Raw genomic sequence first — 25030 nt, 5'->3', positions numbered from 1 at the left:
GACTCACGCGGAGCGTCGCCGCGACACGCGCGCGATGGCGCCCGCTGCGAGCAGCGAGAGCGCCAGCAGCAGGAACGGCATCGCGCCCGCTCCTCCTGTCGTGGCGAGCTGGGTGGCCTCACCGGCCGAGATGGCCGATGCTGCCGCGCCGACGACCGTCGCAGAGCCGTCGTCACCGGGCGTCCCGTTGTCCCCCGGGTTGGTGGGGTTCGTCGGGTTCGTCGGGTCGGTCGGGTCGGTCGGGTCCGTCGGGTCGGTCGGGTCCGTCGGGTCCGTCGGGTCCGTCGGGTCCGTCGGGACGACGGCGTCGGTGTCACCGAGAAGGTCGGTGAGCAGGTCATCCACGAGGCCGGTGCTGTCCGATGCATCCGCCACGTTGTCACCCACGTTCTGCACGGTGTCCGAGACGGCGCCGAGCACATCGCCGCCGTTCAGCAGCTCCTCGACGACGTTGCCGGCGTCGGTGAGCGCGTCCGTCACGAGACCGTCCAGCACCTGGTCGGCGGTGTTCTCGGTCGCGTTGGTCACGGTGGTGCCGAGGTCGCCGCCGAGGTCAGCGACGGTGGTGCCGAGATCGTCGATCACGCTGTCGATGTCGCCGTCGAGCAGGTCATCCACGGTGTTGTCCGCGTTGTCGACGAGGTTGCCCACGAGGCCGCCCTCGACGAGGATGCCGTCGCCGACGACGTCGTTGAGGCCCGAGTCCGCGCCGAGCAGACCGTCGAGGATGGTGGTACCGGCGGTGGTGCCGGTTGCGCCGTCGATGAGGTCGCCGACCGCATCCGTGACCGGCTCGAGCGCTCCGCTGTCGCCGAGGATCGGGTCGAGCACGCTGTCGCCCAGAAGGTCGTCGACCAGACCCTCGTTCTCCGTCAGACCCGTCAGCAGGCCGTCGGCATCGTCGACCGGCGTTGCCGGCGTCGAGGTGGGTCCGCCCTCGAGCGTCGTCTGGAGAGCGTCCTCGAGCAGCCCGGTCGTGTCGGTCGCGTCGGCCGTGTTGTCGCCCAGGTTCTGGATGAGGTCGTCCACCCCGGCGAGCGGATCGTCGCCGTCGCCGACGCCGTCCAGCACGTCGACCGCGTCGGTGACGACGCCGCCCACGATGCCGTTGATGACCTGCTCATCCGTGTTGGCAGCGGCATCGGTGACCGTCTGACCGACGTCCGAGCCGAGGTCCTGGACCGTGGTGCCGAGGTCCGCCACGGCGGCGTCCGCGTCACCCGCAGCGACGTCGTCGAGAACGGCGTCGACATTGGACGCGACGTTTCCGACGGTGCCGCCTTCGACCAGCGCCCCGTCTCCGACGACGTCATCCAGCGCGCTGTCGTCGCCGACCAGCGCATCGACGACGGTGGTGCCGGCTGTCGTACCGGTCACGTCGTCCACCACGGCGGCGACCGCGTCTGTGACGGGAGCGGCAGCGCCGTCATCCCCCAGGAGCGGCTCGACGATGGCATCGCCGACGAGTGAGTCGACCAGGCCGTTGTCGGCCACCACCGACGAGATCAGTCCCGGATCGGTAGGAGGCTCGGCCGCGTTCGCGACCGTCGCGCCGAGTAGCGTGATGCCGCCGGCGAGTAGCGTGCCCAAGAGGGCGCGCTTGTAGAAAGTACGCATGGTGTTCCCCTTTGCGGATTGATCGGTTCGCAGCGCGCGCCCATGAGAGGACGCAGGAGGCGCTGCTCAGCGCGTGAGGGCGCGCTGGTTCCTCTGCCGCACGAGCTCGGGTGAGCAGGGCGGCGAGATGCCGATCAGTCGGGGGAGACGTCGGTGGAGCCGACGGGCGCCGGGGGCGCGTGCTCGTCTCCAGGCCCGGCTCGACGCACCCAGGCACGGTGTGCGGCGAACGGGAGGAGGGCAGCAAGCGCCCAGACGCCGAGACCCGCACCACCGGGTCCCGCGGAAGAAGTCGGCAGAGAGAGTCCGCCGGCAGAGTTGAAGGGTCCGCTCACGGCCAGCGCGGCGGACGAGACCACGACCGTGGCGGCAGCGGCAGCGTGCGACACGGATGCCGCGGCCCAGCCGCCGACCGATGCGGCAGTGGTCGAGAAGAGGGCGGATGCGGCATCCGTCAGCGCGGCGAGCTTGCTGGTCGACGCCGCGGCATCGCCCGCGAGGCCCGCGAACACGGGACCGCCGGGAATGTCGATGATGCCGGGAAGTGAGGGCACCTCGCCGATGCCGCCCGCAGGCGGGAGCCCGATCGTCGCGCCGGTCTCGTCGACCGCGCCGACGACGCCGGTCAGCGTGTCGTCGACGGTGCCGCCGAGGTCGTTCACCGCGTCGTCGAGGCCGATGCCGGAGACGATGCCGCCCACGACCGGGACCTCGGTCACGAGGTCGACGACGGGCTGCGTGATGCCGCCCACGACGCCGCCGGAGACGACGTCGGAAACCGGCTGGGTGACGTTCGTGACGACGGTGCCGACGGTCTGCACCACCTGGCTCACGGGCTGCTGGACCGGCGCGGGAGCCGTGGCGACCACGGTGTTGACGGCCTCGGTGACGCCCGTGGTCACGGTCGAGACGGTGGTGGTGACGGTCGTCGCGGTCGTGTCGACCAGCGAGGTCACGGCACCGAGGGCACCCCCGAGCACTCCGCCGTCATCGGTCTCGTCGGCATGCGCCTGCCCATGGCCGAGGCCGAGGACCAGCGAGACGACGATCCAGGCGAACGCGGTTGCGACCCCGATCAGGGCCAGCCGCACGATCCTCGGCAGCTGCGAGGTTGCGATCTCCACGTTCACCTCCCACGACGAAAGAGCCGCACGTTCCGGACGGATCGTGCGTAGGGGTGCCTGGACCTGCGACGATACCGCCTGGCCGGTCGCCCTGTCCAGACCCCTCTCGCGAAGAATCCGGATCGCTGCTCATCGCGCGCACGGTGTGTCTCTGTCCCCGGAATTGTGCACAGGGGGTGATGCACACTCCAACCTTCAACCCCGACTTCAATCACATCCCTCTCCACAGGTTGTGGAGGAGGCATCGGCTGGTCAGCGGCGCTTTCTGTGGAGATCCTGCTCGAAAAGCAGCGAGTTCTCCACAGCGGTTGTTCACAGGCGTGTCGGCGTTTCACGCAGGCTCTCCACAGAGTTATCCACAGGTCGTGTTGCGCGTGTCGGAGGTCGTCCTTAGCGTGGGGTGCGGCCCACTCGTGGCGCGCGCCTCAGTGCTGGACACAACGGCGTGGCAGCGGCAAAGGGGATCGCTCACGGGGGTCGACGGGGAAGCGGGATGCTGCGGCATCCCGCGATCAGCCCGTGCACGCTCACACGCGTGCCCGGCGAGTCGCGCCCGCTCGTGCCATGACAACTCGGACGATGTGAACGAACGATAAGGAGGACTCGCAGCCTATGTCGATCGCCGACATCTCCGATGAGCGCATGGGAGGTCCTCGTGGTGAGCGCCGCGACTTCGAGCGCACTCCCCCGCACGACCTTCTCGCCGAGCAGAGCGCGCTCGGCGGCATGCTCCTGTCGAAGGATGCCGTCGCCGACGTCATCGAGACCCTCCGGGGCGCCGACTTCTATGTGCCGAAGCACGAGCTGATCTTCGAGGCGATCCTCACCCTCTACTCGCACGGCGAGCCGACCGACGTCGTCGCGGTCACCGACGAGCTCATCAAGACCGGCGAGCTGCAGCGGGCCGGCGGTGCCGACTACCTTCACACGCTGACGTCGATCGTGCCGACGGCGGCCAACGCCGGGTACTACGCCTCGATCGTGTCGGAGCGCGCGCTGCTGCGCCGCCTGGTGGATGCCGGCACCCGCATCGTGCAGATGGGGTATTCGGGTCAGGGCGAAGCGCTGGACCTCGTGAACAACGCCCAGGCCGAGATCTACTCGGTGACCGGCGCCGAGGCGGCCGAGGACTACGTGCCGCTCACGATCGCGGTGGACGCCGCCGTCGAAGAGATCGAGGCCGCGCGCGGTCGCGACGGCCAAATGACCGGCATCCCGACCGGCTTCTCGGGTCTGGACGCCCTCACCAACGGCCTGCACCCGGGCCAGATGATCATCATCGCGGCGCGCCCCGCCATGGGTAAGTCGACGCTCGCCCTCGACTTCGCCCGTTCCGCCGCGGTCAAGCACGACATGCCGACGATCTTCTTCTCGCTCGAGATGGGCCGCAGCGAGATCGCGATGCGCCTGCTGAGCGCTGAGGGCGCGATCCCGCTGCAGTCGATGCGCAAGGGCACGCTCGACTCGCGCGACTGGACCACCGTCGCGGCGACGCGTGGCCGCATCAATGACGCTCCTCTCTATATCGACGACAGCCCGAACATGACGCTCGTCGAGATCCGGGCGAAGTGCCGGCGACTCAAGCAGCGCGCGGGCCTGAAGCTCGTCGTCATCGACTACCTGCAGCTCATGACCTCGGGCAAGCGCGTGGAGTCGCGTCAGCAGGAGGTCTCGGAGTTCTCGCGAGCCCTCAAGCTGCTCGCGAAGGAGCTCGGCGTTCCCGTCATCGCCCTCTCGCAGCTGAACCGTGGTGCCGAGCAGCGCGCCGACAAGAAGCCCGCCCTGTCGGACCTACGTGAGTCGGGCTCGATCGAGCAGGACGCCGACATGGTGGTGCTGCTGCACCGCGAGGCCGCGTACGAGAAGGACTCGCCGCGCGCCGGCGAGGCGGACCTCATCGTCGCCAAGCACCGCAACGGCCCGACCGACACGATCACCGTCGCGTTCCAGGGCCACTTCTCGCGCTTCACCGACATGGCCCCGGGCGACTTCGGGTAGTCGTCGTGTACGGGCATCGCGACGTGGCGACGCCGACAACCGCGCGACGCGTGGGTCGAGTGTCGCTATCGCCGGTTCGCGGTCTCGAGGAACTGCGTGAGTTGATCGCGGGTGGCGTCGAGTCGACGCGCCTTCTCGTCCATCTCGTCGCGGATCTCGATGACACGCCGCATCAGGGCGCCGCACTCGCCGGCGATGGGGCCGGCTTCTCCGGTGCAGGGGAGCACGCGGGAGACGAGTTCTGAGGGGAAGCCGAGTTCGAAGAGGGTGCGGATCGTTGTGACGGTCTGGATGGCGGTGTCATCGAACTCGCGGTATCCGTTCGATTGTCGCTCGGACTGCAGCAGACCCGTCTGCTCGTAGTAGCGGATGGCGCGGGGACTCGCCCCGGTCTGGCGACTGAGCTCTCCGATTCTCATGACGCCGCACCTTCCGACTTGACATTGACGTTAGCGTCACACTTTACCGTCGTTCCTGTCCGGGCAGGGTCCCGTACGGAAAGGATGAGAGATGAGGATCTTCCTCACGGGCGGCACCGGGTACCTGGGCTCGGTTCTTCTGGAGCGGCTGCTCGCCGCAGGGCACGAGGTCGACGCGCTCGCGCGTACCGCCGCGGGTGCGGAACGGCTGACCGATGCAGGCGCCAGCGCCGTGCGCGGTTCGCTGGACGACACCGATGTGCTTCGCGCTGCTGCCATGTCGGCGGATGCGGTGGTGCATGCGGCATTCGACAGCAGCATGTCCGAGGCGGCTGCCGCGGCGGAGCTCGCCGCGGTCACCGCCCTTGTCGCAGGCGCGGGTGCGTCTGGAACCGACAAGCCGGTGCTGCACACGAGCACGGGGTTGGTCTACGGGATCGATCCCGGCCAGCCTCGCGACGAAGACGCACGCCTGCCGGAGCGCAGCGCGCAGCCCGTCAAGAGCCAGGCCGAGCGTGTCGTGCTGAGCGCTGCGGACATCACTCCGATCGTGTTCCGGGCCGCGCTCGTGCACGGACGCGGGGGTTCGGGCCTCGTGACCGGCCTGATCGGCGCCGCCGAAACGACGGGTGCGGCCGCTTACGTCGATGACGGAGGCCAGCCTTGGGATGCGATCCACGTCGACGATCTGGCGGACCTGTACGTCGCCGCCCTCGAGCGGCCGACTCCCGGCGTGTTCAACGCGAAAGGAGAGCATCGATTCACGATGCGGGAACTCGCTGAAGCGATCAGCGCGATCACCGACGCCCAGACGGTCTCCCTTCCCCGTGAGACCGCGACAGACGTGCTCGGTCCTCTCGCGCTCATCCTCGGAGCTCCTGGCACCCTCGCCGGTGACAAGGCGCGGGAGACGTTCGATTGGGCACCGGTCGGCGGGTCGATACTCGACGACATTCGGACCGGGAGCTACCGGACGTCCGGCGCTGCGGCCGTGAAGGCGGGGGCGTGATGTCCACACCGGAACCGTTCCACCCCGACGTCCGCGCTGCACGCTGGTTCCCTCGCGCCGGCGTCTCGCGGCGCACCCTGCGCCTGTTTCGAAGGCCGCCCCGTCCGCGCGCGTCCACGCCCGATGTCGACGTGTCGAGCCTGACCATCGCGACCGCAGGCGGCGAGCTCCCGTACCGGGTCTACCGGCCGCGCGCCGCAGGCGGGACCGGTCCAGCATTTTTCTGGATCCATGGCGGCGGGCTCGTGATGGGTTCCCCGCAGCAGGACGACCGCTTCCTCATCGGACTCGCCGAGCGTCTCGGCATCGTCGTGTTCGCCGCTTCCTACCGGCTCGCGCCCGAGCACCCCGCGCCGGCAGCCCTTGACGACCTCTACGACGGGTGGCACGAGATCCGTGGCCGTGCCGCCGAGTGGGGTGTCGAGCCTGATCGCATCGCGATCGGCGGAGGCAGCGCGGGCGGCGGCCTCGCCGCAGCTCTCACTCAAAGACTCCACGATGACGGCACGGCGGAGCCCGTCTTCCAACTGCTCATGTACCCGATGCTCGACGACCGCACCGTGCTCCGCACTGATATCGACACCCGACAGGTCCGCATCTGGCCGCCCTCCAGCAACCGCTTCGGCTGGGAGTCCTACCTCGGGGCACCGGCCGGCAGCCCGAACGTGCCGCGGTACTCCGTGCCCGCACGACGCGACCATCTCACCGGTCTGCCGCCCGCCTGGATCGGCGTCGGCACACTCGACCTCTTCCACCACGAAGACCTCGCCTACGCGGAACGCCTCCGCGAAGCCGGCGTCGCCACCGAAGTCCTCGAGATCCCGGGAGTCTTCCACGGTTTCGACGCCGTCTTCCGCAACGCCGGCGTGACCACCCAGTTCCATTCGGCCGCCGCCGAAGCGCTCCGGAAGGCCCTCGAGCCCTCGGCTGCCCCGCACGAGCGGAGACAGACAACCGAGTAACGCTCCGCAGGCACCCTTGGCATCCGATGCCACGGCCTCCAAACGACTTCCGGATGCCCCGCCACGCCGTGAGACACTGGCACGAGTTTCCGTCGACGTGAGGTCGCCATGCCCTGGGCCCTGTTCGCCTACGGCCGCAGCAAGCCGCCCAAGACTCGCTTGCGCCGTGGGCTCTGGGCGTGCGCGCTCCTCCTCTTCTGCAGCATCCTGCTCCCCTTTGTGATCGCCGGTGTCTTGGAGCAGTGGACGTCGGGCGAGGTCCTCGGCGGACTGCTGATGGCGGCGCTTGCGGGTCTGCTGGCGTTCGGTGCCGGAGCCGCGGTCTACACCCTTGCGCGCATGGTGCGCGAGCGCCGCATGCGGCCGTAGCGATCCGAGGCCCAACGCAGGAGATCGCCGATGCGGAGCTCATTGAGTTCCGCGGCACACACGACCATGGCTTAGGGACACCAAGTCCCATTAGGTTCGTTCCATGAACCTCGCCGCCAAGATCACCACGGGCGTCGTCGTGCTCGTCGTCGGCGGTCTGGTGGCGCTCGCAGCGCCCGCCATCGCCTCGGTGCAGGGCTCTCTGTCGTCTTGGCCGATCTTCCAGCCGACCGAGCAGCCCGCCGTCGAGCCGGGAACCGCAGAGGATGACGCGATCGGCGAGGACATGATCGACGAGCTGGGTGACGGCTACGTGTACGTCGGGAACGGGACCGCGATCCCGAAGAACACGCCCGAGGGCTGCGAGAAGCCGATCTGGCTCCACATGGGACAGACCAGCGCGCGCCTGAACGGCGACCTGGCCGACCGTGGGGAGCGTGAATTCGCGGCGGGCACGGTGGGCCTCGACGGCGAGGGTCGGATCAAGACCTACACGGTCGCGGCGGGTGACGCGCTGTTCGCCATCGGGGACCGGTTCTGCATCGCCAACGCGCTCACGATCGCGACCCTGAACCACACGCGCACGATCCAGCCCGGCGAGGTGCTGCTGCTCCACCCCGACCCGACGATCCCGTGGGTGCCGTACTACAACCCCGTGACCGCGCCTGCCGGATACCAGCAGATTCCGTACCAGCTGGCGGTCGAAGCCATGAGTGCTGCGGCGCAGGCCGGCGATCTCGACCGGATGCGTGACATCTTCGCGAACGAATTGTCCGGCCTCTTCCCCGACCCGGCCGAGGCCGAGGTGATCGCGCAGGCACTCGACGTCGGCGACCTCGACGTGCTGCGCCAGATGTTCGCGTAGCTCTTGACGACCCGGCCCCGCGGATGTCCCGAGCGGTGATGCTCGCCATCGCGCGCCGACGAGCCGCGGCCCGAACCGGAGGTTCCTTCCGGCGGAGTCAGCTCGCCGCACTGCCGAGAATGTTCCCCGCCACTCGGTCTCTGACAGGCTGTGGCCATGATCGACAGCGTCGTGGTTCGGTTCGCTGCTCCGCCGGATGTGGCCGGCCTGGTCGAGTTGAAGACTCAGTGGGCGGGACGGCAGGCGGAAGCCGGTGAGAGCGAACAGCTGACGATCGCGCTGGACGAGTGGCTGCGGCGATCAGACGTCGTGTGCGCTGTGGCCGACGATGATGGTCAGTTGGTCGGCATGGCCTGGATGGTGGTCTTCGAGCGGGCCCCCAATCTCGGCGACGTGAGTCGTCACTCCGCGGACGTGCAGAGCGTGTTCGTGATCCCGTCGCACCGTGGGCGCGGCGTGGGCGCGGAGTTGGTCCGGTCGTTGTGCGATGCCGCAGACCGGCGCGCCATTCCCCGGGTGACCGTGCACTCGAGTACCCGTGCGATCGACCTCTATCGCCGCGCGGGTTTCGCGCCGTCACCTGTGTTGCTGCAACGCGAGATCTGATCCGCGTCGGCACGTGCCGGGGGACATCGCAGCCGTCGCCCTCATCCCGGCGGCGGGGTTCCGTCAGCTGGGGCCCGCGATTACCCTCGTGCCCGAGGCATCCACTCGAGAAGTGACGCCCGCGCGCTCGCGCGGGCGACGGAACGCGCAGGAGGCTCAGATGCAGAACCTGACGATCGACTTCATCATGTCGCTCGACGGCTACGGCGCCGCCGAGGGCTGGCCGGGATGGTGGGGGATGGAGGGCCCCGAGTATCTCGGCTGGCTGGAGGAGCTGCCCGACAAGGACTACCCGCTCCTGATGGGCGCGACGACCTACCGGGTGATGTCGGAGCTCACCGCGGGCGGCGAAGAGGGCACCGACGTGCTCAACGGCGTGCAGAAGTACGTCTTCTCGTCCACGCTCGAGGAGCCCCTCGGCTGGGCGAACTCCGTGCTGGTCCGCGAGGATGCGGTCGACTTCGTGCGGCGGCTGAAGGAGGAGTCCGACCGTCCGCTGCGCACGCTCGGCAGCGTCTCACTCTGCCGCTCGCTCCTCCGCGCCGGCCTGGTCGACCGCTACCGCGTCGTCGTGTTCCCGGTGATCACCGGCGCGACCGGGCAGGAGCGGATCTTCGACGGCTACCCCGACGTGCGGCTGGACCTCGTCGAGTCGCGCACCTTCGACCAGCGCAGCCAGCTGCTCGAGTACGTGCCCATGGTGCTGGAGCGTCCGCCGCTCGGGTGACCCCGCCCGCGCGGCGTAGGTTGGAGAGCATGGCTCGCATCATCGCCGTGACCGGCGGCTACGTCGTCCCTGTCAGCTCCGACCCCATCGAGAACGGCACCGTCGTCGTCACCGACGGCGTCATCACCGCCGTCGGCGGGCCCGACACCGCGGTACCCGACGGCGCCGAAGTGGTCGACGCCACGGGGAGCTGGGTCGTCCCGGGCTTCGTGGAGTCGCACGGCCACCTCGGCGTCCACGAGGACGGAGAGGGGTGGTCGGGCAACGACACGAACGAGATGACCGATCCGAACGGATCGCGGTTCCGCGCGCTCGACGGCATCGACATCGAAGAGGTCGGCTTCCGCGACGCCCTGCGCGGCGGCGTGACGACGGCCGTCATCAAGCCCGGCTCGGGCAACCCGATCGGCGGGCGTACGGTCGCCATCAAGACGTGGGGCGGTCGCACCGTCGACGAGCAGATCCTCGCCGCCGACGTCTCCGTCAAGTCCGCGCTCGGCGAGAACCCGAAGCGCGTGTACGGCGACAAGAAGCAGACCCCGTCGACGCGTCTGGGCGTGGCATCCGTGCTCCGCGACGCGTTCGTCGCCGCCCAGACCTACGCCGACAAGCGCACGGCCGCCGCCGACAAGGACGAGCCGTTCGAGCGCGACCTGGGCAAGGAGACACTGGCGGCCGTCCTGTCGGGCGAGCTGCTCTGGGATCAGCACTGCCACCGCCACGACGACATCGCCACCGCGATCCGGCTGTCGGAGGAATTCGGGTACGCGCTGATCGTCAACCACGGCACCGAGGCGCACAAGATCGCCGACGTGCTCGCCGAGAAGCAGATCCCGGTGATCTTCGGACCTCTCCTGACCTCGCGCTCCAAGGTGGAGCTGCGCGACCGCGCCATCGGCAACCTCGCACTCCTCGCCGAAGCCGGGGTCAAGGTCGCCATCACGACCGACCACCCGGTGGTGCCGATCGACCAGATCCGCCTGCAGGCGATCCTCGCCGTGCGCGACGGCCTTTCCGCCGACACCGCCCTCCAGGCGCTCACCACCAACCCTGCCGACATCCTGCGCCTGAACGAGCGGGTCGGCGCCCTCGAACCGGGACGCGACGGCGACGTCGTCGTGTGGTCGGGCGACCCGTTGGCAGTCGATTCGCGCGTGCAGCGCGTGTTCATCGAAGGGCGCGCGGTCTACGAGCCGGATCCGGATGCCGCGAGCCCGCGTGTCGTCGAGCGCTGGGAGCGCTTCGGCCGCACGTCGTGGATGGCCTAGGCCGGCAGCCGCTTCCGTGAGCCCCGCCGCCGACGCGGACGCCGACGCCGCGGCGGGTCCGTCGCGCGGCTGGTTCGGACGCTACTGGACGGCGGCGGCGATCAGCTCGTTCGGGACCGCGGTCTCGGCCGTCGCGATGCCGGTGCTCGTGGTGCAGCTGCTCGCGGCGACGCCGGCGGAAGTGGGGATCGTCAACGCGGCGCAGTTCGTGCCGTACGCCGTGCTCGGGCTGATCGCCGGTGCGTACACGGACCGCTGGCGCCGCAAGCCGATCCTCGTCTGGTCGAGCATCGGCCGCGCGGTCTCTCTCGGCGCGATCCCGGTGCTGTGGCTGACCGGTGCGCTCGAGATCTGGATGCTCGTGGTGCTGTTGCTGCTCTTCGGCTCGTTCTCGGTGTTCGGATTCGCCGCGACGCAGTCGTTCCTGCCCCGGCTGGTGCCGCGGTCTCGACTGGTGGTGGCGAACGCGCGCCTGGATCAGACCGATGCCGCGGCCCAGACAGTCGGTCCGGCCCTGGGCGGCGGGCTCGTGGGGCTGCTCGGAGCCCCGATCGCGCTCGTGGTCGACGCGGCCAGCTACCTGGTCGATGCCCTGCTGAACGGGTCCATCCGCGTCGACGAGCCGCGTGGGCGGCGCCCGGGGCGCCACCTCGGCCGCGAGATCCGCGAGGGGCTGCGCTGGGCGTACGCGCATCCGACGCTCGGGCCGCTCGCCGTATCGACGCACGTCTGGTTCTTCGCGAACGGCATCGCGTTCACCGTGCTCTCGCTGCTGGCGCTGCGCTCCCTCGGCTTCACCGCGTTCACGTTCGGGCTGCTGTTGGCCGTCTCAGGGTCGGCGGCGCTGCTCGGCGCAAGCTTCGCGGTGAGATTCGGCTCGTGGCTGGGCACCGGGCCGGCGATCATCGTCGCCCGCGCGGTGTATCCCCTCGCGTGGCTGCTGGTCGCGGTGGCAGCGTGGCTGTCGGCGGCGCCTGCACTCCTCTATATAGCGCTCGCGCTCCACGGACTCGCGGCCGGCGTCGAGAACGCGAACGAGATGGGCCTCCGACAGGCGGTGACGCCAGACGCCCTGCTCGGACGGGTCAACGCGAACATCCGCGCGGCCAACCGCACGGCAGCGGCGATCGGTGCCCTCGCCGGCGGTGCGGCTGTCGGTCTCATCGGCGATCAGTGGACGCTCGTCGTCGTGATTGTCGTGTTCGGGGCGGCGGCGGTTATCGCCGTCCTCTCGCCCTCGCTCCGCGGGATGCGGATTCTTCCCGACTCCGACTGAGCGCTCGCCCTCCGTCAGCGATCGAAGGGCGGCTCGTCACCTTGCAGGGTGCTGCCACGTAAATGAGAAGCGGATGCCGCGGCCGCCGGCATCCGCTCCTCATCGACGTCGCGCGTCAGGCCTGGTGCACCGTGCGCCCGCCGACCACCGTGCGGACAACGCGCGTCTCGAGCAGCTCGTCGGGCGAGCCGGCGAACACATCGCGGTCGAGCACGATGAAGTCGGCGTGCAGGCCGGCCGCGATGCGGCCGTACGACTCCTCGGCGCCGCTCGCCCACGCGGCGTCGCGCGTGGCGTGCTCGATGGCTGCCATGAGCGGGAGAGCGTACGCGGGCACGTTCGGGGGCAGCGTCGGGTCGAGAGCCGAGCGTCGCGTCGCCGCGATGAACATGTTGGGCAGTGGCGCGTACGGCGACGTCGGGGAGTCGGTGCCGAAGACCAGCGGGGCGCCGGCATCGGTCATCTCGGGCCACGGGAAGCCGCGATCGACGCGCTCGTCGCCGAGCATCGCGCGCCAGTTCGCCTGGATCGCGGGATCGGCGTGCACGGGTTGCATGCTCGCGGTGATGCCGAGCGCGGCCAGGCGGTCGATGTCGGCGCGCTCCACGACTTCGAGGTGCTCGATGCGGTGACGCCGTCGTCGTGGCCCGTTCGCGGCGATCGCGTGCTCGACGGCCGAGATCGCGATGCGCACCGCCTCGTCGCCGATCGCGTGCATGGCGACCTGCAGGCCGGCGGCGTCCGCGGCTGCGACGACAGGCGCCAGCTCGTCGAGGCTCCAGACCGGGTCGGGATCGCTGCCGTCCGAGTAGGGGTGGCCCACCGCCGCCGTGCAGCCGTCGACCGTGCCGTCGATCATGACCTTGATGCCGACGACCCGCAGCCACTCCGATGCGTGGGCGACGGCGAGCTCGACGGCCCGCGCAACCTGCGCGAGGTTCTGACCCTCATCGCCGGTGGGCTGCACGCGCCAGTGCCCGGCGATGTGCGCGGTGAGGGCGCCGGCCCGCTCGGCACGGATCATCGCGGCGAGGTCGTGCTCGTCGAGCCCCATATCGGTCGCGGCCGTGACGCCCGTTCCGGCGTAGCCGCGCAGGGCCGCAGCCAGCGCCGCGTCGCGATCGTCGTCGGTCGTGAAGCTCGCGAGCACCGGCTGCACGAGCAGGTGCATCGCCGTCTCGTCGACGAGCCCGGTGGCGTGCCCCTCACCGTCGCGGTGGACCATGCCGCCTGCCGGGTCGGCGGTGTCGTCGCCGATGCCGGTCTCGGCGAGGGCCGCCGTGTTGAGCCAGATCGAGTGGAAGTCGTACGCGTCCGCGTACACCGGCCGGTCGGAGACGACCTCATCCAGCAGCTGCCGCGTCGGGCGGCCCCCGACCGCCGCGTGCTGCCAGCCCTGCGCGCGGATGCGCGGCGCGTCGGGGTGGTCGTCCGCGAAGGCACGGATGCGGCGCTGGATCTCGTCGAGCGTGTCGGCGCCCCAGAGGTCCACCTGCGCGGCGGCCTCTCCGGTGCCGACGATGTGCGCGTGCCCGTCGACGAATCCCGGCAGCACGGTGGCGCCGCCGAGGTCGATCTCCGGCGCCTCGACGCCGGCGATCCGGCGCGCGGTGTCGTCGTCGCCGACGTAGGCGATCCGGCCGTCGCGGACGACGATCGCAGACGCCCAGCGACGGGCGTCTGCGGTGAACACATGGGCGTGCGTGTACAGGGTGGTCATGGCCGACCTGCCTTTCCGAGGGAGGTGCGCAGCAGCAACGTGTAGAGGGATGCCGCCACCAGCATGCCGACCGGCACCGAGAGGTCGATGTCGCCGAAGGCCTCGCCGACGGGGCCGGTCCAGATGGTGGTCGAGAGGCAGAGCGCGCTCGCCGTGCCGCCCGCGAGCACCGCCACGACACCGGGGATGCTCCAGCCGCGGCTGTACCAGAAGCGGCCGCCGCGCTCCTCGTCGAAGAGGTCGACGCCGTCGTAGCGGCCGTGGCGCAGCACGACGTCGGCGACGAACACCGCCATCGTGGGTGCCGACACGACGACGAGGAACTGCAGCATGAGGTTGACGGCGTCGAGGAGGCTCGTCGACAGCACGAGATAGATCGTGAGTGCGGTGCCGATCGCGCCCACCACGATGGCGGCCGGGATGCGGCGCAGCGGAATGCCGATCGCCTGCAGCGCCATGCTCGACGTGTAGGTGGTCATGCCGTTGAGCGCGACGGTGTTGACGATGACGCCGATCACGAAGACGGGCACGAGCCATGTGGGCAGCAGGCCGAGCAGAGCCGATTCGATGCCGGCATCCATCCCGCTCATCACCACGGTCGCCAGCAGCACGCCGACGAACGTGAACACCATGCCGGGCAGGGCGCCGCCGAGCGCCGTGGCGGCGATGATGTGCGACGGCTTCGTCGAGCGCGGCAGGTAGCGGGCGATGTCGGGGCTGTTGATGTACGAGATCGGACCGGACGCGACGAGCGTGAACCCGATCGTGACGGCAGACCACAGCGGCACCCCCGACAACGGCTCGGCCGCCTGGTAGCTCCAGTCCACCTGGGGCAGGATGAACGCCGTCACCGTCACGAAGATCACCGCGAGGACGATCGCCAGCCACGAATACACCCGCACGATGAGCGCATGGCCGTAGACGGCCACCAGCACCGTGAGCGCCGAGATCACGAGGGTGACGACGATCGGCACGACGACAGGGTCGGTCAGACCCATGCCCGCGAGCAGGTCGGCTCCGAGGAATGACGAGGCCAGCCAGTTCAGCGCGAGGAACACCGCACCGATCAGCCAGCCGGTGAAGGCGACGACCGGCTTGTTGCCGATGATGCCGTAGACGGCGCGCGTGATGACCGAGCCGGAGGTGCCCGCGGCGGGGCCGCTGATCGCGATGATCCCGGGGAACGCCCACAGCGCCGACCCCGCGATGACGACCAGCACGGCCTGCCACAGTTCCAGGCCCAGCAGCACCAGCGTCGCACCGACCGTGAAATTCAGGATGCTGACGCTCGGCGCCGCCCAGACGAAGAACAGGTCGCGCGCGCGGCCGTGGCGCTCCCCGGCCCCGATCAGCTCGATTCCGCGGGTCTCGGGCTGGGTCGCGGCATCCACGAACTCGGCGGTCGGAGAAGGCGGCGCCTTCGCGGTCTGGGTCTCGTCTGACACGGGAGTTCCTCTCGGAGCGGCATGACGTCGTCGTTCGCCGGCGGCTTCGTTGCGCGGTGCGGATCGGGGTGTGTGTTCTCGCAACATCTATTGGTCGAGCGAACAATAGACTATTGGTCACACATCCAATAACATGACGGACATGGTGTCAAGCCCTGCGCCGCGGCGGATCCGCAAGCATCCCGACGAGCGCCGAGCCGAGATCCTGGCCGCGGCCGCCGACATCGCCCTCGCCGAAGGGTTGGAGTGCATCACGCTGCGTGCCGTCGCTGAGCGGATCGGCGTGCGCCCCGGCCTCATCACGCACTACTATCCGTCCGCGGAAGACCTGGTCATCGCCGCTTTCGTACGCGCGGCGGAAGATGAGCGGCGAGGCGCGTACCCGGCCGAGGGCACGCCGCTCGCGCGCCTGGCCGCGGTCGTGCACGACATCGAGGCGCCGTCGTCCGATCCGCTGTCGAAGCTCTGGCTCAACGCGCGACATCTGTCGCGGTTCACGCCGGCGCTCGCTGAGGCCGTCCATGAGCAGGAGAAGCTCAACGTCGCGAGCCTGCTCGCGATCATCGAGGACGGCGCCGCCGACGGCACCTTCCGCTGCGACGATCCCCTCGCGGCGTGCGTGCGCATCCTCGTCGCGATCGACGGGCACGGCGCCTACGTGAACGATGTCGGCGGATTCACCCACGCGGCGTACGCGACCTTCGTCACCGACACCGCCGAGTGGGCGCTGGGGCTGCGGCCCGGGGCGCTCGCCGCCGCGTGAGGCGGGCGCGGCCCGCCGGCGCGGCCGGCTGACGCGCGACACCGGGCCGCAGCATCCGTCCGTCACACCCAGCGATCGTCCATGTGCGGGCCGAATCGATTCGATATAGTGATCGGCAGCCGCTTTCCGGCCCTCCCCCCTTCGCCTTCTCCTTCGAGAGCCGCCTTTCATGACCACCGCCCTGACGACGGGCCGCCCGTGGCGCGTCATCGTCCTGTTCGCCGTCCCGCTCCTTAGGCAATGTCGTCCAGCAGCTGTATCAGTTCGTCGACGCGATCGTCGTGGGCCGCCATCTCGGCGTGGACGCTCTCGCCGCCGTCGGTGCGACGGGCAGCATGCTCTTCCTGCTGCTGGGGTTCGCGTGGGGGCTCACGTCCGGGTTCGCCATCCCTACGGCACAGGCGTTCGGCGCCCGTGATTACGCGGCGGTGCGGCGCTCGGTCGCGACGGGGACCCTCCTGACCGGCGCGTGCACGGCGCTCCTCACGGTGGGTGCGCCGTTGCTCGCCGGCCCGCTGCTCACGCTGTTGCAGACGCCCGCGGAGCTCATGGACGACGCGGTCGTGTTCGCCCGGATCAGCTTCCTCGGCGCCGGCGCGATGATGTTCTTCAACTATCTGTCGGCGATCATCCGCGCCATCGGCGACTCCCGCACGCCTCTCGTCTTCCTCACCCTCGCGTGCGGTCTGAACGTCGTGCTGGTGATCGTCATGGTCGGCCCGCTCGGCTGGGGCGTGGGCGGCGCGGCGCTCGCCACCGTCGTCTCGCAGGCCATCTCGGTGCTGCTCTGCCTGGAGTTCGTTCGTCGACGGATGCCGGTGCTCCACGTCCACCGCGAGGACTGGCGCGTCAGCCGTGCCGACCTCGCCGAGCACCTGCGGCTCGGCCTCCCGATGGGCTTCCAGGCCTCGATCATCGCGATCGGCACGCTGTCGGTGCAGGTGGCCCTCAACGAGCTGGGCGCGGACGCGGTCGCGGCCTACACCGCGGCATCCCGCGTCGACGGCCTCGCCGTGGCGCTGCTGCAGTCGCTCGGACTCGCGGTGTCGATGTTCGTCGCGCAGAACCACGGTGGCGGTCGGCCCGATCGCATCCGCCGCGGCGTCACCCAGGCGACCTGGATGTCGGTCGCCGCGGCGATCGTGCTCGGCGCGCTGCTGATCGCCTTCGGCGCGCAGCTGGTGCGGCTGTTCGTCGGCGAAGGCTCGGGCGAGGTCGTCGGCATGGCGGCGCAGATGCTCGCCATCAACGGGGCCACGTACTGGATCCTCGGCATCCTGTTCGTCCTTCGCGGCGCACTGCAGGGACTCGGCCATGCCCTGATCCCGACGGTGACGGGCGTGATCGAGCTCGTCATGCGCGTGGGCGCGGCCGTTGTGCTGGGTGGCATCTTCGGCTTCATCGGCGTGGCCGCGAGCAATCCGCTTGCGTGGCTCGGCGCCGTCGTCGTGCTGGTGCCCGCGTACATCGTCGCGCACCGCCAGCTCGCCAGGGTCCCGGTGTCGCCGATGGTCATGACGCCGACCACCCCGATCGCGGTCATCGGTCCCACCGACGGATCGATGGTCGTCGACGCCGTGGTGACGCAGCCGATCGTGCTGCCGACCGCGGCGCAGACGGCGACCCCGACCCCGCCGCGTCGCCGTCGCCGGGTCGCCCGCGCCGCCGAGCGCCCACGGCGCAGCACGCGCGGCTGAGTCGCCCGGCTCCGCCGCCGCGCCCGTGTGGTGCGCCGAGACCGGGGACCTCCGCCGAACCACGGGACGTTGCCCTCGGTCTCGGCGCGGATCCCTTGTCTCGGCGATGTGCGGGTGCGGGAGGGGGGTCGGCGCCGGGTTTTGCGGCGGCTGGCGGGGGTGCGACGGCATGCCGTGGCTGCGTCGAGACGAGGGATTTCCGCCGTACCAGGGGGTGCTGCCCTCGGTTTCGGCGCGGATCCCTTGTCTCGGCGACGGTGGCCCCATCTGCGCGGGAGTGAGCGCGTCGTAGGCTCGGAGGCATGTCCGTGACGACGCGCCGCATGCAGGATCTGACCATCGACGACCACCTCCTCACCGTGCCGCTGGTGTGGGACGATCCCGCCGACGGGCGCACGATCGACATCCACGCCGCCGTGGTCACCCGCGAGGGCGGCGGCCGCCTCCCGTATCTCGTCTTCCTGCAGGGCGGCCCGGGTCACGAGGCGCCCCGAGCATTCCACGCGCCGGCCGGGCCGTCGTGGCTGGACTCCGCGCTCGAGCACTACCGGGTGGTGCTGCTCGACCAGCGGGGCACCGGGCTCTCGACGCCCGTGAGCGACGTCGACCTCGAGCGCGGCACGGCCGAGCTCGCCGAGCACATCACGCACCTGCGCGCCGACGCCATCGTTCGCGACTGCGAGGCCCTGCGTGCCGAACTCGGCGCCGATCGCTGGAGCGTGCTGGGACAGTCCTTCGGCGGTTTCACGACCTTGGCCTATCTGTCGACGGATGCCGCGTCCCTCGAGCACGTCTACCTCACGGGCGGTCTGAGCGCCGTGGGACGGCATCCCGACGATGTCTACGCTCTCACCTACGACAAGATGCGCGAGGCGTCGGAGCGCTACTACCGGCGCTTCCCTGCGCACCGCGACGCGATGCGGCGGATCGTCGACCTCGCCGACGCCGGCGCCCTCGTGCTGCCCGACGGTGAGATCGCGTCGGTGTCGCGCGTGCGGTCGGTGGGGTCGGCCCTCGGCACGAACGACGGATGGCAGAAGCTGTGGAGCCTGCTCGAACTCGAGCCGCACACGAACGCGTTCCGCCACGACCTCGCGGCCGCGATGCCCTTCGACGCGCGCAATCCGCTGTACTACGTGTTCCACGAGTCGAGCTACGCCGACGGCTACGCCACCGAGTGGTCGGCCGAGCGCACCGAGCCCGACGACTTCCGCGACGACCCGACGCTGTTCACCGGCGAGCACGTGCGCCGCGAGTGGGCGGACACGGTTCCCGGCTTCCAGCCGTGGCGTGACGTGACCTTCGAGCTCGCCGGCTTCGCGTGGCCGCGGTTGTACGACGCCGATGCGATCGCCGCGTCCGACGCCCGCGGCGCCGCCGCCGTGTACGTCAACGACCTGTACGTGCCGCTGGAGTTCTCTCTCGAGACCGCTCGGCTGCTGCCGGGCGTGACGCCGTGGATCACCAGCGAACACGAGCACAACGGCCTCCGGTCGGGCGGCGACGTGCTGTCACACCTCATCGACATCGCCCACGGCCGCCGCCTGCGCTGACGCGGGACGGATGCCGCAGCCCGGCGGCGTGCGCGGCACCAGAGCTGCAGCGGTGTCAGGTTGCGGGAACGGGGTCCCGCGAACCGCGGCGCAGGCGTGCCAGCAGCAGCGATCCGCCGACGCCGATGATGAGCGCGACCACCAGCGGCGGCACCACGAGCTCGGGCATCGTGAGCGCCATCAGGAACACCTGGATGCCGTACTCCACCATCTCCGACGGATACGGCGCCAGCACACGCGTCCCCGCGGCCGACGAGACGGCGGTGAAGAAGGCCGGCCCGATCCACAGCGCGGCCAAGCTCACGATCACGGCCGTGATGCGGCCCGCCGTGCGGAAGCCGCACCAGGCGATCGCGCATCCCACCAGCACGGCGGGCATCCAGCGCAGGACGAACAGCATCGGCTGGACGACGTCGTTCGACGCCAGCAGCATGGCGTCGCGCAAGGCGGTGCCGATCCAGGTCGGCGCCGCGACGGCGGCGAGCGAGAGCGCGATCGTGGCACCCGGCACCGGTGAGCGGCCGATGAGCAGCACCACGAGCAGTCCGACCAGGAGCGACACCACGATCACGGCGCCGACCGCTCCGGCGTAGACCGCCGTGCGCGAGGACCGCTCGAGCAGGCGCACCGTCACCACGGTCGCCTGCACCGCCGCGACCAGCTGGACCATCAGCATCCCGCCGACCAGCGCTGTCGTGCCGAAGCGCGGACGTCGAGGCGCGAGCGCCCGAGCGGCGATGCCGGCGGCCGCCGCGCCCACGACCAGCAGCGCGACGATCGCCAGGAGGAAGTACTGGCTGAACGGCAGCAGGACGAACGGCATCGCCGTCGTCGACTGGTCCACCGCGAGGTTCTGCAACGGCAGCCGCCCACCGGCCACCAGCCACGGCAGCAGCCCCACGACAGCGCCGGCGGCGCCGATCAGGAACCAGACGTACGCGGGCAAGGGGCGGCGTTCGGCGTTGCTCACTCGCGCAGACTATCGACAGCCACGGTCATCGCGAGGTGCGTCGCCGGTCCCGCGCCGGGTCCCCGTGGTCTCCGTCCGCGGGACGGCCCAGCGCGGAGGATGCGGTCGCGGTCGCCGGAGCGATGGCGACCGGACGTTCCACGGCACACCGGCCGTTCGGAGAACCATTGCGGGAATACCTGTCGCGTACGAAAACGCGCAGGATGTCGCCGGCCGGGCCGCGGGGCCTCGCGCTGGGCCGGCGGACAGTCCGTCATACCGCGGCGAGCAGCGCGGCCAGCGGCGGCGGCACCCTGTCCAGCGGTACAGCCTCAGCCATCAGCCCGGCGTAGCGGGCCTTGTTGCCGCTGCGGCCGCCGAAGAAGCGCGCGAGCTGCGCTTCGATGGGGCGACCGCGCTGGAAGGGCTGGCGCTGCAGACTGCGGAACGAGGCCAGCTCGCCCTGCTCCGCGATGACGGCCTCGACTCCGGCGACGCCCAGCGCGCGGACGAACTCGGCCTCGAGGTCGGGATCGCACACGAACACGGTGTCGAGCACCCGCTCGAAGTCCTCACGCTCACCCTGGTCGACGAGCCCCAACAGCCGCATGCCGGTGAGCTCGGCCGCCGCCCGGCGGGCACCCTTCGACCCGCCGATGACCCGCACCTCCGGCATCCGCATGCCCAGCCGGGTCGCCAGCGTCTCGAGGGCGATCCGGTCGCTCTCGCCCTCGACCAGCACGATGGTCATGCCGCGCGTCGCCTTCCCGACGTCTCGCCAGGTGCACGACGCCTGCTCTTGCGATTGTTGCTGCGATGACGCCGCGCCGCGTGGCACGCGTCGCCTTCATCCTCCCCGATCTGCGGTGCGGACAGGGCGACGGCGCCGCGGGGGCGGGGGGCAGCGGCCGTGCCCCAGGTCTCGACGTGCCGCCCGCACGACGACGCGGCGTGGCGCGCGGCGCATGCCCGCGGGCGCGGCCTGCTGTCGGCCGTGACCGCACCCCGGGGCATCCCTCGCGGTCAGCGTGTCGCCAGCACCTCGACGAGGCGCTGCGCGGTCGCGACGCTCGACTGCGGGTTCTGACCGCTCACCAGCGAGCCGTCCGTCACCACGGTGACCGACCAGGGCTCGCCCGGCTCGACGATCGCGCCGAGCTCGCGCAGACGGGTCTCGACCAGATAGGGCGAGCCGTCGCCGAGGCCGCCCTGCCGCTCCTCGTCGTCGGTGAAGACGGCGAGGCGGCGGCCGGCGAACGCGAACGATCCGTCCTCGCGCACCGCGCTGAGCAGCCCTGCGGGCCCGTGGCACAGCACCCCCACCACCGCGTCGCGGTCGACCGCGTCGATGAGCAGGCGTCCGAGGTCGGCGTCCACCGCGAGGTCGACCATCGGTCCGTGGCCGCCCGGCAGCGCGATCGCGTCGTACTCGCCGTCCCCCACGTCGGCCAGCGCCCGCGGGTGGGCGAGCAGATCGTCGATCACCGCGAGATCCTCGCGGAGCCCATCCGCGGAATCGCCGGAGAGACTGCCGGGGTCGACCGTCGGGCGGACGCCTCCGGGCGTCGCGACGTCGACCTGATGCCCGGCGGCCACGAGTCCGCGGTGCAGCTCGATGAGCTCCTCCGCCCAGAATCCGGTGGGGTGACTCGTGCCGTCCGTGAGGGCGATGGCGTCCGCGCCGGTGACCGCCATGAGTACGTGTGCCATGTCTTCTCCCGTTCTGCGGCCTGTGCGAGCCGCTTGCCGACGACAACGGGGTAGCCATCACCGGCATTTCCTATGATGAGAGGGCGCCATAGATTTCTTGATGGAAGGATGCCGCGTGCAAGAGCTCGACCTGCTGCACACGTTCCTCGAGGTGCATCGCGCGGGCTCGATCACGGCCGCAGCGGCGCGCCTCGGCATCAGCCAGCCGTCCGTGAGCGAACGGATCGCCCGCCTCGAGACGGAGCTGGGAACGCCGCTCTTCACGCGATCCGTGCGCGGCGTGACCCCCACCGCCGCGGGCGATGCGCTCGCCGCACGGGTGTCCGCACCGGTCGACCGCCTGCGAGAGGTGTGGACGGTGCCGGAGGTCGGACCCGCCGAGACGGTGAGGGTGGGCGGCGCGAGCGATGTGGTCGCGGCACGAGTGGTCCCCGCGCTGGCCCCGCTCACGGGCCGTGGCGTCCGCGTCGAGTTCACGCTCGGACTCGCCCATGATCTGCTCGCACTGCTCGCCGGCGGCGGTCTCGACGTGGTCGTGTCGTCGGTGCGCACGCCGATCCGCGGCATCCGCTATCGAGGTCTGGTCGATGAGGAGTTCGTGCTCGTGGGTGCGCCCTCGCTCGCCGGCACGATCGACCGGCATCGCCTCGCCGCGGACCCCGCCGAGGCGCTGAGGCATCTGCCGCTGGTCGCGTACGACGCGGATCTGTCGATCGTGCGGCGCTACTGGCGCAGCCAGTTCGGCCACCGGCCGGCCAACACCGTGGCCATGATCGTGCCCGATCTGCGGGCGGTGCTCGCAGCAGTGATCGCGGGAGCCGGGATCTCGGCTCTGCCGCGCTACCTGGCCGAGCCCGCGATCGGGGCGGGCACCGTGGAGCTGCTGCATCGATCGGCCGAAGCGCCGATCAACACGCTGCACCTCGCGATCCGCGCCGGCGCCTCGCGGGGCGCCGCCGCGACGCGCGTCATCGACGCGCTCGTCGAACGCGCCCGGGACTGGGACGTCTTCTGAGGCGGTCGTCCGGCACTCGGACACGACGGTGCCCCGGACCCGTGGGGGTCCGGGGCACCGTCGTGGCTAGATCACCGATCGTCGGTGAACGCGTCCTTCACGTCCTGGCCGGCCTTCTTGATCTTGGCGCTGGCCTGGTCGCCCACGCCCTCAGCCTGCAGACGCTCGTTGTCGGTCGCGTCGCCGACCGCCTCCTTCGCCTTGCCCTTCACTTCTTCCGCGTTGTGCTTGATGTCATCGTCCAGACCCATGGTGGATCTCCCTTCTCGTGGTGGATAGAGGTCGAGTGTCAGACCCGGTCGTCGCCGAAGCCGGCCCGGTCGACGCGACGGTGGTACCGCATGCCGGCGGCGCCGCCGAGGATCGCCGCGATGAGCGTGATCACCGCGGCGCCGATGGCGGTGAGGATGCCGGTCCAGGTCGCCGTATCGGCGGTCACCGGGATGCGGGGGAAGATGTCGACGTTCGCCAGGATGTCCCACTGGGTACCGGCGATGGCCGTCACGATCGCGACGACGATCGCGATCAGGATCGCCCACAGCCAGACGGCCAGACCCTGCTTGGCGCCGCTCAGCCGCGCCATGCGCCCGGCGACGTACCCGCCGGCGAAGTAGGCGATGAACAGCACGATCGCGATGGCGATCGCGCCGATGATCGTCGCCGTCCCGAGGTTCTGGTCGGCCGCGTCGACGGCGTCTTCCACGGTCTCGGGCGAGGCGAGTCCCGTCGCCGCCCCGATCGCGGCGACCACCGCGGTCAGCGCCACGAGTGCGCCGAGGGCCGTCAGCCATCCGAAGAAGGCGGCGCCGAACTTCATGCCGCCGAAACGCTCGTGCTCCCGTGCCACGACGGTGTCCCGCAGCGAGGCCTCGTTGCGGTCGGCGACTCCGTCGCGGTCGAGGTCGGTGTCGGTCCGCCGCGGAGCCAACGGCTGCGTCGGCGGTACACCTCGGGTGTCGTCCGTGCTCATGCCGCGACGTTAGGCGGAACACCTGAGATCACTCAGCCCACTTGTCAACAGTGGCCGAAGAGCGTACTCTCCGCACCTCCCGACCGGGTATCGCGGGCCCTGCGAGCCCCGCTCATGACGTGCCGCCGCCCGGGTCCGCGCGTCCCGGCCCCCTGCAGAGCAGAATGGCGGATATGGATGCCGTCGCCCCCGTTGTTCGCACCGAGATGCCGCCGCCGAGCTACATCATGTCGAGCGAGGGCTACCGTCTCGCGACGTACCAATGGGGCGAGCCGGACGGCGAGCCCGTGCTGTGCGTGCACGGGTTCGCGTCGAGCTGCCGCGACAACTGGGTCGACACCGGCTGGGTGCGGATGCTGACCACGGCGGGCTACCGCGTGATCGGCGTCGACCAGCGCGGCCACGGGGCGAGCGACAAGCCCGACGACGCTCATGCCTACTCGATGGCCGCCTTCGTGGCCGACCTCATCGCTGTGCTCGACACGTATCTCGTCCACGCGGTGCGCTACGTCGGGTACTCGCTCGGCGCTCGCGTCGGATGGCAGCTGGCGGTGGATGCGCCCGAGCACATCAGCCGCGCCGTGCTGGGCGGCATCCCCGACGGCCGGCCGCTCGGACGCCTGCGGATCGACCAGGCGCGCGCATATGCCGAGCAGGGCATACCACTGAGCGACGCCGTCACCCAGAACTACGTCCGGCTGGCGGAGCGGGTGCCCGACAACGATCTGCGTGCGCTGATCGCGCTGGCCGAAGGCATGCGATTCGGCGACGCCGACCCCGATCCCGAGCGTCCACCCCGGCAGCCGGTGCTGTTCGCGACCGGTTCGGAGGACGCGATCCTCGAGCGCTCGCGCATACTCGCCGCGACAGCTCCGCACGGCACCTTCGTCGAGATCCCGGGGCGGCATCATTTCAACACCCCCGGCTCGCGCGCGTTCCGCGACGCGGCCCTCCAGTTCCTGGAGTGA

The 25030-nt window shown here is 70.6% G+C and carries 23 protein-coding genes and 1 pseudogene; 14 read left to right on the top strand and 10 right to left on the bottom strand.

Features of this window, described 5'->3' with window-relative positions; translation table 11 throughout:
* Positions 1-3: 3 nt before the first annotated feature.
* Entirely contained in the window at positions 4-1617 is a 1614-nt protein-coding gene (locus NCG93_RS12975) for a hypothetical protein (RefSeq protein ID WP_194412236.1), read from the bottom strand.
* Between the two features lie 134 nt (positions 1618-1751).
* Positions 1752-2741 carry a hypothetical protein gene (locus NCG93_RS12970; protein ID WP_252787549.1) on the bottom strand — a complete coding sequence of 330 codons (990 nt, stop codon included), beginning with the start codon at positions 2739-2741 and terminating at the stop codon, positions 1752-1754.
* Between the two features lie 612 nt (positions 2742-3353).
* Here NCG93_RS12970 and dnaB point away from each other — a divergent pair.
* Positions 3354-4739: a replicative DNA helicase gene (dnaB, locus tag NCG93_RS12965; protein ID WP_194412237.1), complete on the top strand. Its 1386-nt coding sequence runs from the start codon at positions 3354-3356 to the stop codon at positions 4737-4739.
* A 65-nt stretch (positions 4740-4804) separates the two neighbouring features.
* Here dnaB and NCG93_RS12960 read toward each other — a convergent pair whose 3' ends face one another.
* Entirely contained in the window at positions 4805-5158 is a 354-nt protein-coding gene (locus NCG93_RS12960; RefSeq protein WP_194412238.1) for a MerR family transcriptional regulator, read from the bottom strand.
* 91 nt (positions 5159-5249) lie between these two features.
* Between NCG93_RS12960 and NCG93_RS12955 the strand changes: the two genes are divergently transcribed.
* The 8 genes from NCG93_RS12955 to NCG93_RS12920 all read left to right on the top strand — a co-directional run bounded on the left by NCG93_RS12955 (position 5250) and on the right by NCG93_RS12920 (position 12240).
* Positions 5250-6167: an NAD-dependent epimerase/dehydratase family protein gene (locus NCG93_RS12955; RefSeq protein ID WP_194412239.1), complete on the top strand. Its 918-nt coding sequence runs from the start codon at positions 5250-5252 to the stop codon at positions 6165-6167.
* Positions 6167-7129 (top strand): alpha/beta hydrolase, encoded by a 963-nt coding sequence (locus NCG93_RS12950; RefSeq protein ID WP_194412240.1) that lies wholly within the window; start codon positions 6167-6169, stop codon positions 7127-7129. The genes NCG93_RS12955 and NCG93_RS12950 overlap by 1 nt, the downstream gene beginning before the upstream one ends.
* A gap of 108 nt (positions 7130-7237) precedes the next feature.
* Positions 7238-7498, top strand: a complete 261-nt coding sequence (locus NCG93_RS12945) for a hypothetical protein (RefSeq protein ID WP_194412241.1) — start codon at positions 7238-7240, stop codon at positions 7496-7498.
* A gap of 103 nt (positions 7499-7601) precedes the next feature.
* Positions 7602-8363 carry a hypothetical protein gene (locus tag NCG93_RS12940; RefSeq protein WP_194412242.1) on the top strand — a complete coding sequence of 254 codons (762 nt, stop codon included), beginning with the start codon at positions 7602-7604 and terminating at the stop codon, positions 8361-8363.
* Positions 8364-8519: 156 nt separating this feature from the next.
* Complete coding sequence (locus NCG93_RS12935; protein WP_194412243.1) at positions 8520-8969, top strand: GNAT family N-acetyltransferase; 450 nt, start codon at positions 8520-8522, stop codon at positions 8967-8969.
* 160 nt (positions 8970-9129) lie between these two features.
* Complete coding sequence (locus tag NCG93_RS12930; protein WP_194413692.1) at positions 9130-9696, top strand: dihydrofolate reductase family protein; 567 nt, start codon at positions 9130-9132, stop codon at positions 9694-9696.
* Positions 9697-9725: 29 nt separating this feature from the next.
* On the top strand, positions 9726-10964 hold the full coding sequence (locus tag NCG93_RS12925; RefSeq protein WP_194412244.1) for an amidohydrolase: 1239 nt from the start codon (positions 9726-9728) through the stop codon (positions 10962-10964).
* Between the two features lie 16 nt (positions 10965-10980).
* The gene (locus NCG93_RS12920; RefSeq protein ID WP_252787548.1) at positions 10981-12240 is read left to right on the top strand and encodes an MFS transporter; all 1260 of its coding nucleotides are present in this window, start codon (positions 10981-10983) and stop codon (positions 12238-12240) included.
* Positions 12241-12355: 115 nt separating this feature from the next.
* Here the strand turns inward: NCG93_RS12920 and NCG93_RS12915 are convergent, their stop codons facing one another.
* Positions 12356-13960 carry an amidohydrolase gene (locus NCG93_RS12915; protein ID WP_194412246.1) on the bottom strand — a complete coding sequence of 535 codons (1605 nt, stop codon included), beginning with the start codon at positions 13958-13960 and terminating at the stop codon, positions 12356-12358.
* The gene (locus NCG93_RS12910) at positions 13957-15405 is read right to left on the bottom strand and encodes a purine-cytosine permease family protein (RefSeq protein ID WP_252787547.1); all 1449 of its coding nucleotides are present in this window, start codon (positions 15403-15405) and stop codon (positions 13957-13959) included. The genes NCG93_RS12915 and NCG93_RS12910 overlap by 4 nt, the downstream gene beginning before the upstream one ends.
* Before the next feature lie 142 nt (positions 15406-15547).
* On the opposite strand from NCG93_RS12910, the gene NCG93_RS12905 reads away from it, so the two are divergent.
* The 3 genes and pseudogenes from NCG93_RS12905 to NCG93_RS12895 all read left to right on the top strand — a co-directional run bounded on the left by NCG93_RS12905 (position 15548) and on the right by NCG93_RS12895 (position 19418).
* Positions 15548-16168: a TetR family transcriptional regulator gene (locus NCG93_RS12905; RefSeq protein WP_194412248.1), complete on the top strand. Its 621-nt coding sequence runs from the start codon at positions 15548-15550 to the stop codon at positions 16166-16168.
* A 169-nt stretch (positions 16169-16337) separates the two neighbouring features.
* Positions 16338-17865 (top strand): annotated as a pseudogene (locus NCG93_RS12900) (MATE family efflux transporter).
* Between the two features lie 302 nt (positions 17866-18167).
* Positions 18168-19418: an alpha/beta fold hydrolase gene (locus tag NCG93_RS12895; RefSeq protein WP_194412249.1), complete on the top strand. Its 1251-nt coding sequence runs from the start codon at positions 18168-18170 to the stop codon at positions 19416-19418.
* A gap of 55 nt (positions 19419-19473) precedes the next feature.
* Here NCG93_RS12895 and NCG93_RS12890 read toward each other — a convergent pair whose 3' ends face one another.
* The 3 genes from NCG93_RS12890 to NCG93_RS12880 form a co-directional block, all read right to left on the bottom strand.
* Positions 19474-20388, bottom strand: coding sequence for a hypothetical protein (locus NCG93_RS12890; RefSeq protein ID WP_194412250.1), 915 nt, complete (start codon positions 20386-20388; stop codon positions 19474-19476).
* Positions 20389-20641: 253 nt separating this feature from the next.
* Positions 20642-21118 (bottom strand): ATP-dependent endonuclease, encoded by a 477-nt coding sequence (locus NCG93_RS12885; protein ID WP_194412251.1) that lies wholly within the window; start codon positions 21116-21118, stop codon positions 20642-20644.
* A gap of 272 nt (positions 21119-21390) precedes the next feature.
* Positions 21391-22077 carry a type 1 glutamine amidotransferase domain-containing protein gene (locus tag NCG93_RS12880; protein WP_194412252.1) on the bottom strand — a complete coding sequence of 229 codons (687 nt, stop codon included), beginning with the start codon at positions 22075-22077 and terminating at the stop codon, positions 21391-21393.
* Positions 22078-22192: 115 nt separating this feature from the next.
* Between NCG93_RS12880 and NCG93_RS12875 the strand changes: the two genes are divergently transcribed.
* Complete coding sequence (locus tag NCG93_RS12875) at positions 22193-23092, top strand: LysR family transcriptional regulator (protein WP_194412253.1); 900 nt, start codon at positions 22193-22195, stop codon at positions 23090-23092.
* Positions 23093-23163: 71 nt separating this feature from the next.
* On the opposite strand, the gene NCG93_RS12870 is transcribed toward NCG93_RS12875, so the two are convergent.
* Together NCG93_RS12870 and NCG93_RS12865 are read right to left on the bottom strand one after the other, a co-directional pair.
* The gene (locus NCG93_RS12870; protein ID WP_194412254.1) at positions 23164-23343 is read right to left on the bottom strand and encodes a CsbD family protein; all 180 of its coding nucleotides are present in this window, start codon (positions 23341-23343) and stop codon (positions 23164-23166) included.
* A 38-nt stretch (positions 23344-23381) separates the two neighbouring features.
* Positions 23382-24062, bottom strand: a complete 681-nt coding sequence (locus tag NCG93_RS12865) for a hypothetical protein (protein ID WP_194412255.1) — start codon at positions 24060-24062, stop codon at positions 23382-23384.
* A gap of 173 nt (positions 24063-24235) precedes the next feature.
* On the opposite strand from NCG93_RS12865, the gene NCG93_RS12860 reads away from it, so the two are divergent.
* The gene (locus tag NCG93_RS12860) at positions 24236-25030 is read left to right on the top strand and encodes an alpha/beta fold hydrolase (protein WP_194412256.1); all 795 of its coding nucleotides are present in this window, start codon (positions 24236-24238) and stop codon (positions 25028-25030) included.

The organism is Microbacterium yannicii, from assembly GCF_024055635.1.
In the GTDB taxonomy this organism is placed as follows: Bacteria; Actinomycetota; Actinomycetes; order Actinomycetales; family Microbacteriaceae; genus Microbacterium; species Microbacterium yannicii.
Note: the sequence above shows the minus strand (reverse complement) of the source record. Positions and strands in the feature narration are given on the sequence as shown.

Excerpts from the sequence above, each read along its gene's own strand:
- NCG93_RS12870 (WP_194412254.1), bottom strand. The coding sequence starts at position 23,343 with ATGGGTCTGGACGATGACATCAAGCACAACGCGGAAGAAGTGAAGGGC.
- NCG93_RS12925 (WP_194412244.1), top strand. The coding sequence starts at position 9,726 with ATGGCTCGCATCATCGCCGTGACCGGCGGCTACGTCGTCCCTGTCAGC.
- NCG93_RS12915 (WP_194412246.1), bottom strand. The coding sequence starts at position 13,960 with ATGACCACCCTGTACACGCACGCCCATGTGTTCACCGCAGACGCCCGT.
- NCG93_RS12895 (WP_194412249.1), top strand. The coding sequence starts at position 18,168 with ATGTCCGTGACGACGCGCCGCATGCAGGATCTGACCATCGACGACCAC.
- NCG93_RS12865 (WP_194412255.1), bottom strand. The coding sequence starts at position 24,062 with ATGAGCACGGACGACACCCGAGGTGTACCGCCGACGCAGCCGTTGGCT.
- NCG93_RS12935 (WP_194412243.1), top strand. The coding sequence starts at position 8,520 with ATGATCGACAGCGTCGTGGTTCGGTTCGCTGCTCCGCCGGATGTGGCC.
- NCG93_RS12860 (WP_194412256.1), top strand. The coding sequence starts at position 24,236 with ATGGATGCCGTCGCCCCCGTTGTTCGCACCGAGATGCCGCCGCCGAGC.
- dnaB (WP_194412237.1), top strand. The coding sequence starts at position 3,354 with ATGTCGATCGCCGACATCTCCGATGAGCGCATGGGAGGTCCTCGTGGT.
- NCG93_RS12960 (WP_194412238.1), bottom strand. The coding sequence starts at position 5,158 with ATGAGAATCGGAGAGCTCAGTCGCCAGACCGGGGCGAGTCCCCGCGCC.
- NCG93_RS12940 (WP_194412242.1), top strand. The coding sequence starts at position 7,602 with ATGAACCTCGCCGCCAAGATCACCACGGGCGTCGTCGTGCTCGTCGTC.
- NCG93_RS12945 (WP_194412241.1), top strand. The coding sequence starts at position 7,238 with ATGCCCTGGGCCCTGTTCGCCTACGGCCGCAGCAAGCCGCCCAAGACT.
- NCG93_RS12955 (WP_194412239.1), top strand. The coding sequence starts at position 5,250 with ATGAGGATCTTCCTCACGGGCGGCACCGGGTACCTGGGCTCGGTTCTT.
- NCG93_RS12885 (WP_194412251.1), bottom strand. The coding sequence starts at position 21,118 with ATGACCATCGTGCTGGTCGAGGGCGAGAGCGACCGGATCGCCCTCGAG.
- NCG93_RS12905 (WP_194412248.1), top strand. The coding sequence starts at position 15,548 with ATGGTGTCAAGCCCTGCGCCGCGGCGGATCCGCAAGCATCCCGACGAG.
- NCG93_RS12880 (WP_194412252.1), bottom strand. The coding sequence starts at position 22,077 with ATGGCACACGTACTCATGGCGGTCACCGGCGCGGACGCCATCGCCCTC.
- NCG93_RS12930 (WP_194413692.1), top strand. The coding sequence starts at position 9,130 with ATGCAGAACCTGACGATCGACTTCATCATGTCGCTCGACGGCTACGGC.
- NCG93_RS12975 (WP_194412236.1), bottom strand. The coding sequence starts at position 1,617 with ATGCGTACTTTCTACAAGCGCGCCCTCTTGGGCACGCTACTCGCCGGC.
- NCG93_RS12950 (WP_194412240.1), top strand. The coding sequence starts at position 6,167 with ATGTCCACACCGGAACCGTTCCACCCCGACGTCCGCGCTGCACGCTGG.